Below are 515 nucleotides of genomic sequence, written 5' to 3' on the forward strand. Positions count from 1 at the left end.
TAAGCTTGCTGGAACATAGCTTTTCCTCCTGACCCAATGAATCATCAATCTAAAAAGCGCGAAATGCCAACAAATATCACCCTCTTTAACGATTCAAAATAATCGCCCCACGCTCTAATGACGATCCCTGGCGTCGGCCCTGTTACCTCGCTTGCTTTCATTGGCACCATCGATGTCCCGGCGCGATTCAGTAAATCACGCGCAGTCGGTTCAGCGTTGGGGCTGACACCTGTCCTCAACCAGTCAGGTGAAAGTCATCGTATCGGCCGTGTTTCCTTATGTGGGGATAGCATAATGAGAGCTTTGCTTTATGAAGCAGCTCAGGTCATGTTGAGCCGGGTGAAGAAATGGTCTTGGCTGAAAGCCTGGGCGATGAATATCGCCAAACGACGTGGCCGGCAAAAAGCAATCGTTGCACTCGCTCGCCGGATGGCCGTGATCATGCATCGTATGTGGAGAGATGGCACGGAATTCCATTGGACAAAAGACAGCATGTCGGCAGCCATTTAAAACGA

The 515-nt window shown here is 50.3% G+C and carries 1 pseudogene; it reads left to right on the forward strand.

What is annotated here, in order from left to right:
• Window positions 1–114 precede the first annotated feature (114 nt).
• A pseudogene (locus tag OIV19_RS23645) lies at window positions 115–510 on the forward strand (transposase); the annotation flags it as partial.
• Window positions 511–515: the final 5 nt, after the last annotated feature.

Source organism: Brucella sp. HL-2 (genome assembly GCF_025846885.2).
GTDB classification, from domain to species: Bacteria; Pseudomonadota; Alphaproteobacteria; order Rhizobiales; family Rhizobiaceae; genus Brucella; species Brucella quorumnocens.